The sequence below is a fragment of the Halomarina oriensis genome (assembly GCF_009791395.1).
Classification (GTDB): Archaea; Halobacteriota; Halobacteria; order Halobacteriales; family Haloarculaceae; genus Halomarina; species Halomarina oriensis.
The window spans coordinates 19,105-29,189 of the sequence record NZ_WSZK01000019.1; the positions used below are offsets into that span (position 1 = coordinate 19,105).

9 protein-coding genes are annotated in these 10,085 nt (G+C 62.4%); 7 read left to right on the forward strand and 2 right to left on the reverse strand.

Translation table 11 applies throughout. The annotated features are described in order from the left end of the window. Window positions 1-598: 598 nt before the first annotated feature. A complete protein-coding gene (locus GQS65_RS12435; protein WP_158204970.1) occupies window positions 599-1,168 on the reverse strand; it encodes a hypothetical protein in 570 nt (189 codons plus the stop codon). 551 nt (window positions 1,169-1,719) lie between these two features. Here GQS65_RS12435 and GQS65_RS12440 point away from each other — a divergent pair. The 3 genes from GQS65_RS12440 to GQS65_RS12450 all read left to right on the forward strand — a co-directional run bounded on the left by GQS65_RS12440 (window position 1,720) and on the right by GQS65_RS12450 (window position 4,895). Further along, window positions 1,720-2,613: an ArdC-like ssDNA-binding domain-containing protein gene (locus tag GQS65_RS12440; protein WP_233265126.1), complete on the forward strand. Its 894-nt coding sequence runs from the start codon at window positions 1,720-1,722 to the stop codon at window positions 2,611-2,613. A 415-nt stretch (window positions 2,614-3,028) separates the two neighbouring features. Continuing rightward, on the forward strand, window positions 3,029-3,880 hold the full coding sequence (locus tag GQS65_RS12445) for a DNA-binding protein (RefSeq protein WP_158204972.1): 852 nt from the start codon (window positions 3,029-3,031) through the stop codon (window positions 3,878-3,880). Between the two features lie 199 nt (window positions 3,881-4,079). Continuing rightward, complete coding sequence (locus GQS65_RS12450; protein WP_158204973.1) at window positions 4,080-4,895, forward strand: DUF7537 family lipoprotein; 816 nt, start codon at window positions 4,080-4,082, stop codon at window positions 4,893-4,895. A 260-nt stretch (window positions 4,896-5,155) separates the two neighbouring features. Here the strand turns inward: GQS65_RS12450 and merA are convergent, their stop codons facing one another. After that, entirely contained in the window at window positions 5,156-6,601 is a 1,446-nt protein-coding gene (gene merA, locus GQS65_RS12455) for a mercury(II) reductase (RefSeq protein WP_158204974.1), read from the reverse strand. A gap of 78 nt (window positions 6,602-6,679) precedes the next feature. Here merA and GQS65_RS12460 point away from each other — a divergent pair, with 78 nt between their 5' ends. The 4 genes from GQS65_RS12460 to GQS65_RS12475 form a co-directional block, all read left to right on the forward strand. After that, a complete protein-coding gene (locus GQS65_RS12460) occupies window positions 6,680-7,027 on the forward strand; it encodes a winged helix-turn-helix transcriptional regulator (protein ID WP_158204975.1) in 348 nt (115 codons plus the stop codon). A 543-nt stretch (window positions 7,028-7,570) separates the two neighbouring features. Then, window positions 7,571-7,816 (forward strand): hypothetical protein, encoded by a 246-nt coding sequence (locus tag GQS65_RS12465; protein ID WP_158204976.1) that lies wholly within the window; start codon window positions 7,571-7,573, stop codon window positions 7,814-7,816. Window positions 7,817-7,902: 86 nt separating this feature from the next. Next, window positions 7,903-8,652 carry a helix-turn-helix domain-containing protein gene (locus GQS65_RS12470; protein WP_158204977.1) on the forward strand — a complete coding sequence of 250 codons (750 nt, stop codon included), beginning with the start codon at window positions 7,903-7,905 and terminating at the stop codon, window positions 8,650-8,652. 67 nt (window positions 8,653-8,719) lie between these two features. After that, the coding region (locus GQS65_RS12475) for a heavy metal translocating P-type ATPase (protein WP_158204978.1) at window positions 8,720-10,085 on the forward strand (1,366 nt) is incomplete at its 3' end.

Genomic DNA, 10,085 nt, shown 5'->3' on the forward strand with positions numbered 1-10,085 from the left:
ACCGTGCCCTCCGTGGCGAACTCGAACTCGTCTGTACCGCGTGTGGTGCGTCTCTTCGAGAGCTGCCCGCCAGCCAGCGGACGTTCTATGAGGAGATCGGGGTGCTCCAGCAAGACCTCACACGAGCCGTCCATCGCCAACTTCGGTGTTGGGGCTCGCGAGTACGACAGCGGCTTCCTCTGCTGTAGGTGGGTACGGACCCGAGCGTGAGACCCGTCTGCACCGGACGGCGTTGATGCCGAGCTACATCCGGTCTATCGTGGTGCAGTCGGGGCAAGTGAGTGCGGAGGTGTCGAACCAACCACCACGAACAGGCCCTCTCCTGTGGCCCTCGGGGCCCGTGATTCGGATGGCGGCGCGACGGGAGGCGTTGTTACCCCACAAATGTAGAGTTAACTCGCACTGTGGGGTAACCCTCCGTTCGCTCTCCGGAGGGGCGTCTGTCGCCCTGTACGGTGTCCGATGCTCCCGCAGACTCAGGAGAGCGTGTCTGCAGCGCCCTCAGAGACGTGTGCGAGTGATCGTCGACCCGCTGGCGGTCGTGGGCAGCCGTTCCAGCGGCTGCCTGGTCCGCGCGTGTCGTCTGCCTGAGGAGTCATCAGTGACGAAAGAGCGGGGGGATGCCGGGCGAGGTTGTCCTCGCGCGGCGGTGCGCACGCGCTCGCTGAATCAGGTGGCCGTCGTCGATCTGGTATCCGATCGTGATGCCCATCTCATCGACATACCACATGACGTGTTCACCCTCGCTCCAGTAGGCCTGTTCGAGCCGCTGATAGTAGTCCGAGCGGCTCTGACCGTCGATGACGGGCGGGAACGCCGCCGGGTCCGCACAGATGTGTTCGCCACCGATCACCGGCGTTTCCATGGTTTCGAGTTTGATCGTGAGGTCCGCGGCCAGCGGTCGAGGGAGAGTGAGGCCGACCCGGTCTCGGCCGCCGAACGATATCGCAGTGACGTCCGTGTGAAAGCGGAACCGGGGCTCGGTGACGGTCTGGTCGAACCCGCCGGGCATATCGTCTGGAAGTGTCAGTGTACCGCGGCCACCAGTCTCGCCGGTCGTCTCGACCCTCCACCGAAGCAATGGCACGGCGAGGTCAGTGTCGGTATGGACGTCGATGTGGAGTGTGTCGCCATCGTCGTCGTGCGAGAACCGGTACTGGTCGGCCATATGCGGATGCTCACCCCGAATATACAAAAGTCATCCTAGCGCTGTGTGAGACCCCGGTCGTGAGCAGAGTGCTGGATGATGTGGCCCCGATGAGGGTGGTCCAGCGTGCAGACAGCCTCGCCTGGCGGGGCCGATTGTGTGCGTTTCAACATGCCGAGAATCGCGTGCAGTGTTCCGCTTCGTGGGTGTGAGGTCTATGACTCGTGCGAGTGGTTTGCTTCTGGCCGTCCGAAATGGCCGCCCCCGCGGGTGGGGCGTCTCCATCGATGGCACAGGCCGGTGGTAGAGTGACCCCCGGACCGCCGGATTGCGTCACGACCAGCGGAGTCGAACGCAGCTTTTCGTTACCCCACCACACCGAATCGTCTAGGAACTGTGGGGTAACGATTGCTGCGTCGCTCGTCGGTGGTGTCTGTCGGCCCTCAAGCGGTGCAGGGCGCACGGCAGCGCGTTCGACCGTGGACCTGATTTCAGTGATGACCCGACAGCATTCGACAGCCGACAGCACCGCCCGTGTTTCGTTTTCGGAGACTGAGGACCGCGCCGACCGGATGAGTGGCGCCATCGACGACTGGTTGGACCAGCTGCGAGAAGGCGTTGCGGACGCAGAGACGAACGAGCAGTTCCAGCAGTGGCTAGACGTGATGAGTCGGTTCCACGAGTACTCGACGCAGAACCAACTGCTCATCGCGCTCCAGCGGCCCGACGCGACCCGTGTGGCGGGGTTCAACACATGGCGCGAGGAGTTCGACCGCACCGTGCAGAAGGGCGAACAGGCCATTTGGATTTGGGCGCCGATCATGGCGAAGCAGTGTCCCGCGTGTGGGAACAGCCCCTCGTACTGCGAGGGATCAGCATGCGAGGGAAGCGAGGTGCCGGCCGACGAGTGGGAGCGTGGCGTAGTCGCGTTCAAACCCGTCCCCGTGTTCGACGTCTCTCAGACCGAGGGCGAACCACTTCCCGAGGTCGACATGGCCGCGTCTGGGGACGCGTCGGCGCTCGCTCCCGCGTTAGAAGCCGTCGCACACGAGCGGGGATACGACTACTCGCTTGTTCCCGAGGCCGAGTGGTCCCACGGGTCGGCCAAGGGCGTCTGTGCCCCACGCTCCGACCCACCGGTCATCGAAATCCTCGATTGCGGAAATACCGCTGACCAGGCCCGGACGGCCATCCACGAGTTCGCACACGCTGAACTGCACGCAGAGCGCTCGGACGACGAGCACTCGACGACGGAAGTCGAAGCCGAGGCGGTCGCATACGTCGTCGCCCAGCATTTTGGGCTTGACGCCAGCACGTCGGCGTTGTACGTCACCGCGTGGAGTGGTGAGGCCGTCGAGACCATCGACGAGCGACTCGGGCGGATTCAGCGGACCGCTCGTGAGCTCATCGACGCGGTTCGACCGCACGTGACTTTCGAGGAGGAGGAGCCGGCCAGCAGTCAGTAGCTGGTGGTGCTGGTGTGTCGTTCTGGCCCGCCCCGCTCGGCGCGTGCCGCCCTCCGCTGCGGTCCCTCGCTATGCTCGGGCCCGCGATTCGCTCGCGACCGACCAGTCCGGGCCTGTGGCTCGCTCCGTTCGTCGCTCACCATTCCGGGCGTGTGCCCTCGACGCCAGCGGGTATCCGTCGGGGGGTCACTGCGCTCCCCCCGCGACGCATACTCCGCTGGCCGCTCGCTCCGGGCGGACGCCGCGCGGTGCTCTGTGGTGCGGGTCACCTCGAAGCGCGCTCGCTCGCGCCCAGGGGCGCTCGCGAAGGCGCGAGCGAGCGCGCAGTCGTGACTGGTCGGGTCGTCGTGTGTGGAAAACTGCGATGGATCAGATCGCAGTGTCGGACGCTCAGTGAGCGCCTTCGGATTCCGCAATGGCAACTAGGAACGTATTCAGTAATGAGGTTTCGGTCGATGAACAGCGCGTCGAACAGGCGGACGAGCACGTCGACGAGGACGGCTTCGAGGTGGTTGATGAGACCCCGGAGTTTCGGGCCTCCGTCGAACAGGAGATCCAGGCGAAGGTGGATTCGAACCACCCGGACGGGATGGTCGACACGAGCGAGGAGCGGATCTACGGCGTGACTCTCGAACAGGAGGAGTGCATCCGCGCGCGGGAAGAAGAGTTGGCGCACATCAGTGCGCAGGCAACATTCGGCAGCCAGGAAGGACGAGCCGAGCGGACGCGGGCGGTAGTTGAAGAAACGTGTGGGCGCGTGCGGGAGGAGCGCGTCGACCCCAGAGAAGAATTGTCGCGAGCGGAGCTCGGCGAGGTAAACCGGCAGGCGAGCAGAGTGCACCAGCGAGTGCGTGGCGGTGAGAGTCGAGCGGTCGTGGCGCGGCGGATCGCAGAACGAGTCGTCAGTGGCGAGGACGTGGGCAGTGCGGTGCTGAAGACGGTTGAGGACGAGAAGCGCATCTCGGGAGTCATCGTGCCCATCGCGGAGGTGCCCGAGGTCCCAGTGGGCGAGGTGACGGTGGAAGGCGAAATCGTCGAACTATGGGAGCCCTCGACGCCGAACATCCAGCAGGTCGGGTTGATCGCCGGTGAGAGTGCGGTGACGAAGTTCACGGTGTGGGAGCGCTCGAATCAGCCCATCGTGGCGGAGGGCGAGGTGGTGCGATTCTGTAACGTCACAAAGAGCTGGCACCGTGGTCGGTGTTCGCTCGTCGCGACGGGGTGGAGTCGAGTTGTCTTCCCCGAGCGCGGGCGCTGGTGGACGTAGGCCGGTCGCGGGCTTTTTTCGCGAGCCACCGCCCCACCCACCTCCACGGTCCGGGCGACCACGGCCGCCGGGCTTTCGCACTGGTCAGCATCGGCGTGCATCGTTTGCCGGGATTGTTAGACAGAGAGCGTAGGTCTATCGTGACGGTGTATGTACACCATCGGTGGTTTGATACTTCGACTATTATTACGGAAGCATCATGCGGAATGCCCTCCCGTTTGTCGTCGTTGGAATAGTGTGTCTTGCTGGCTGTGGTGGTATGCTTGGACCCAATGATGCAACCACAACGCCCACGACGCCAGCACAGATACCGACTGATAGCCCCCTCAATACTCTCCCAAATGGTCTCTCAGAGGAGCGTGTCGACCCACTCGTTATCACCGCAACCCATACAGAGGCGCTCGAGAACACGAGTTTCACCGTGGTCTATGGACAGTCGTTGACGGCTGAGAACGGTACAGCGCTCGTAAATGCGACAGCGACAACACGAGTGTCTGCTAATCACTCAGTCGCCTACTCAACCAGCCGATATGACGCCGGAACGTCTGTGTGGTTCGAGTCTTCTGTTCGAGACGTCGAACGATGGTTCACGGGCAGCGACTACTTCTTCCGTGGGGAGGGTCCAGACGGACCCGTCTACGTCTCACCCCCAGCAGCAGGGACACCAGAGGGGATACCGAGCAGTACACTCCAACAGTACTACACTGAGACTGAGCTGACGAACCTCTCGACCGACGATGGGATGCTCGTCTTGCGATTGCACGGACTCTCCGGGCAGCAGTACGCTGGGAGCGTCCCGATCACTGTGACGGAGGGAACAGTTACGGTGACGATGAGCGCCGATGGGCGGGTTGAGGGGTACCGAGTTGAGTACACTGGCCACCTGTCCAATAGTCCTGAGCAGAGCGTCGAAGGGACCCGAACAGCCCAGTTTGGTGCATTCGGGACCACGACAGTAGAACCACCAGAGTGGTTGGGCGATGCTCGCGAAGCGACGGCTAACGCAACCGATTGACAGACTTGCAGCACGGGTCTACCAGCTGAGTCACCGCGAGCTGGTTCGAAAGAAAGCCATCTCGTCGCTTGCCGGTATTGGTAGACAGAGAGCGTGGGTCGATCAGATAGCAAGCTAACCACTCGCCGTTCCGTCAGTTTCGTCGTGCTACATAGAAGGCGCGATTACAGCAACAGGGTGAGTCGGGAAAGACGCGTTCGACAACTACTCAACGCGGTCAGAGGCGCCTACTGATTTTCAATGTTGCAGCGGATACAACCCTATTCGACGCAGCAACTCATCTTCGACGTGTCTCGGCGGAACGCCTGACAGGCGTGCTTGAAGGCCTCCGAAAACGTCGGGAAGGGGTGGATAGTGTCGATGATGTCGTCGATGGTGAGGCCGAATTTCACGGCCAGCGTCGCCTGGGGAATCATATCGGCAGCCCGAGGCCCGATCATGTGGACGCCGACAATCTCGTCGGTCTCGTGGTGCTTGACGACCTGCACCAGCCCACGTGTGTCCTCAACGGCCTTCGCCTTCGGGACGTCCTCCATCTTCACTGTTCGGCAGGTACAGGTGCCGTGTTCGTCCATGTACTCCAGTTCCGTCGTCCCGACCGCGGCGACCTCGGGGCTTGTGAACACCACCTTGGGGACGGCATGGTAGTCGATGGTCGCGCCCTCGTCCCCGAAGGCGTTCGTCACCGCGTGGTTGCCCTCCTTGGCGGCGACGGTCTCCAGCATCGGCTCACCGATACAGTCGCCCGCAGCGTACACGTCCGGATTCGCCGTCTGGAACGTCTCGTCCACGACGACGGCTCCGGAGTCGTCGGTCTCGATGCCGATCTCGACCAGTCCGGTATCGTCCGTGTTGGGTCTGACACCGGTGGAGACGAATAGGTCGCTGGCCGTGTACGTGCGCGACTCCTCACCGACGGTCACGTCTACGGAAACGGTGCCTGAGGACGCGTCTCCGTTCTCCTCGCGAACTCGGTCAACCGTGGCATCAGTTACGACCTCGATTCCGTCCGCCTCGAAACATCGCTGGAGTTCGCGTCCGAGTTGGCCCTCCATTCCCGAGAGGACGTGGCTCGACCGCTGGAGGAGCGTCACGTCCGCTCCCATATGATAGAGAATCTGTCCCCACTCCAGTGCGACGTAGCCACCGCCGATCATCACGACGCTCTCGGGGCAATCACGACGCTCAAGGATCGTCTCGCTGGTCTCGTAGTCCATACTCTCGATCCCGTCGATCGGCTCGATGTGGGGCGAGCTACCGGTTGCGATGAGTACTTTCTCTCCCGTGATGGTCGTGCCAGCATCCTCGCCGCCAATGACCTCGATTGCCGTGTCGTCGACCAGGCGTCCATAGCCCTCGTAGATGTCAGTCCCGAAGTGATCAGCCACGTTCACGTAGTTCTGCTCGCGGAGTGACCCGACGATGCTGTCCTTCTCGTTGATTGCTGCCGACCAGTCAGTTCTCGGTTGATCGTCGTCGTACGCCACGGCGTCGAAGGGGTTGCGCGGTGGTTCGAAGGCGGTCTTCCCGACTTCCAGAAGGTGCTTGCTCGGGACGCAGCCAACGTTTACGCACGTCCCGCCAAGCGGGAGTCCTGTGTTCACCATCGCGGTCGAGAGATTTCGTCGCTCGGCTTCGGTGATGGCTGCAAACGCTGCTGCGCCGCCGCCCAGAATCACGAGGTCGTAGGAGTGGTCGGTAGCCATTGCTGCCTTTGGTTTACAACGCGAAGCTGTTATACTGTGGAGTCCGAAGTGGTGGAGTAAGTTGGAGGCCACGAAGTAATGGCAGACGCCACATCTCCCCCGGAACCGACGTGCGACGTTGACGGGACGTGTTACTGTCCGCTAACAGGCGTGATCAACACGCTGAGCCGAAAGTACGCGATGCAACTGGTGAGTATCGTCGGTGCCCATGAATCCCTTCGGTTCGGCGAGATAGAAGCGCACCTCACAAGCGCCAGCTCCTCGACGATCTCGAAGCGATTGGCCGAGTTTGAGGAGGCTGGACTGGTTTCGCGAACGCAGTACAACGAGATTCCGCCGCGTGTGGAGTACGCGTTGACCGACGATGGACACGAAGTTCGTGAGCGGTTAGAACCGCTTCTCCAGTGGACCGAAGAGCAGTCGTAGCCCAAGGGTACCGAATCGATCACTTTTGAACGGAGCGCAAACGCGTTTCACACCTACTCTTCGCGGTTTGTGACGACCACCAACCAAGATTCGGTGGGTATCGATTGAGAGTCTGCTGGATACACCCTCTGTATGCAGCAGGCTGGTAGACGACACACGACCTATCCGACAGGAGTCACATGTTAGACTCGCGGCACAACTCTAACAGCTGCGTCACACCAAAGCGGCGTGAAAGAAAGTCGAACGGGCTATCGCGAGGAGTGAACCGATTGGAGTGCTCAGCGGGTCGCCTCGGTCGTCCCGTTGAGGTAGGTTTCGGCAGTCGCGAGCTTCTCCCACCCCATGAACGCCTGGAGGGGGAGGCCAGTCAGCCCGCGAGCGGCGTGGAAGGTGCTGGCGGTCGCGCGGAGGCCGTGTGGATAGACACGCGTACTGTCGAGCCCCTCGGCGGCCTCGGCTGCGCGATCGACGCGCCGGTGGATGCTGACCCGCGAGTGGGGATACCAGCGTGGGTCTTACACCATTCGGAGCAACCCAGCGACGATGACGAACGAACCAACGAACAGCGTCCGTGTCTGGTTGGTCGAACGAACCTATTCTGACGACGAGCAGAATCTCATCATCCTCACGTACGCAACCCCGGACGGCAAAGAGTACTACCGGAAAGATCGAGCGCTGACGTCCTTCACCGACGTTCGGGACACGACTGCAGCCGTCGATGCTGAGCACGACAACCTCGGAAGTGTCGACGACACCGAGCAACAGGAACAGTACGCTGCAGAAGCCTAGCGAATGCGTGACCGCCACGACCCTGACGACACTATCTAACGACCACCGACCCGACTCGTTATTCCGTCCACCCCTCACTAGAGCGTATGCGGAGTCTCGTCTTTGCCCTCGAATACGACCCCGGCTGTAACCGCGTAGCAGACACGCTCGCGGCTCATCCTGGCGCACGGATTCGCTCACTCTCGCTTCATGCGACCGCGGAGCGTCTCTGGCGTGTCGACCACGCGACCGGGACGCCAGCCGCCCTCGACGATATCGAAGAGACGTTCTTGACCGCTGATTACTACGCGGACTGTCTGGCGACCGACGACTGCGGGGCGACCCAGTCGACGCAGGTCCTCGACCACACCGACGACACGCTCGTGCTCTACTCGTACTGGGAGCGGACCCCGGACTGCTCGTCGGTCCCCCACATCGCGCGAGCACACCTCGGGGACGGAGTTCTGTTCGACACACGTCACGAGGGGCGTCACTACACGTGGCGCATCATCCACTCGGGACAGGGTAATGTGGGGGCGTTTTTCGACGACCTTGAGGCGGCAGTCGGCACCTGTGCGGAGATGGAGATGCTCCGGACGACAGACACCGAAGTAACGAGGCGATATCGCCACAGCAACCGAGACGAACTCCCGCCCGAACAGGCGGCAGCACTCGAAGCAGCCGTCGAACACGGCTACTACGAAACGCCACGGGCGGTCGACGTCGGGGAACTGGCCAAGCATCTCGGCGTCCCACGGTCGACGCTCACCTACCGACTTCGTCGAGCCGAAGCACAACTGGCAGCGCGGTACGTCGACACGGAATCGATGCGGGATTCTCCGTCGACCACCTCTTGAGGTTGCAGTGGTTGACTTGGAATATTCCAATGAAGGCCTATCGCCGTGACGGCCCTCCGTTCACGTAATGACAGACGACGTATACAGTGTCGACCACACGCAGGACGACGGGCATCGCCGGGGGGTGTCCGTCCGGCTCACGGTCCCCGAGATGGACTGTCCCTCCTGCGCCCAGAAAGTCGACAAGAGCCTCCAGCGAGTCGATGGCATCACCGAGGCGATGCTGCAACCGACTACTGGGACAGCCACCGTGACGTACGATTCGGAGCAAGTCAGCGAGAGCGACGTCGTTGCGGCTATCGAGGGGGCGGGATACGAGGTCGTCAGTAGTGGGTCCGACGACGAGTCGACCGATGGGATGGGCATCGCACCACCATCGGATATCTGGACGAGTCCGCGGGCGCTCAAGACGTGGGTCGGAGCGGTGTTCGTCACGCTCGGCCTGCTCGTCGAGTTCGTCCTCACTGGCGTCGACCCCACGATAGCGACCATCATCGACTACCCGCTCTCGGTCGCCGACGGGCTGTTTCTCGTGGCGATTGTAAGTAGCGGGTATCCCGTCGTCCGGAGTGGCTACTACTCGGCCCGGAATCTCAGTCTCGACATCGACCTGCTGATGGGGACGGCTATCATCGCCGCGACGGGCATCGGGTACTTCGTCGAAGCGGCGACACTGGCCGTTCTGTTCAGCATCGCCGAACTGCTCGAAGACTACGCGATGGACCGTGCACGCGACTCGCTGCGCGAACTGATGGAGCTCTCGCCCGACGAAGCGACGGTCCGACGGGAGGGTGAGGAGGTGACTGTTCCAGCAGAGGACGTGGCCATCGGTGAGACCGTCATCGTTCGTCCCGGCGACAAGATACCGCTGGATGGGTCGGTCGCCGACGGCGAGAGCGCGGTCGACGAATCGCCGATAACGGGAGAGTCGGTTCCGATCGACAAGTCGACGGGTGACGACGTGTACGCGGGGACGATCAACGAAGGCGGGTACCTCGAAGTCGAAGTCACCTCGACAGCAGGCGAGTCGACGCTGTCCCAAATCATCGAACTGGTGCAGGGCGCACAGGAGAAGAAAACCGACAAAGAGCAGTTCGTCGACCGGTTTGCAGGCTACTACACGCCTACCGTCGTCGTGCTGGCGATACTCACTGCTGCGGTACCGCCGTTGCTCATCGGTGACGGTCTCACCCTCGACGTTGCGGGAACTTCGGTAGTTCTTCCCGGGGGCTGGCAAGCGTGGTTCATCCGTGGTCTGACACTCCTTGTCATCGCGTGTCCGTGTGCGTTCGTCATCTCGACGCCCGTCTCCGTGGTGTCGGGAATTACGAGCGCCGCGAAAAACGGCGTGCTCATCAAGGGCGGCGACCACCTCGAAGCGATGGGCGAAGTCGATGCCGTCGCGCTCGACAAAACGGGGACCCTGACGAAGG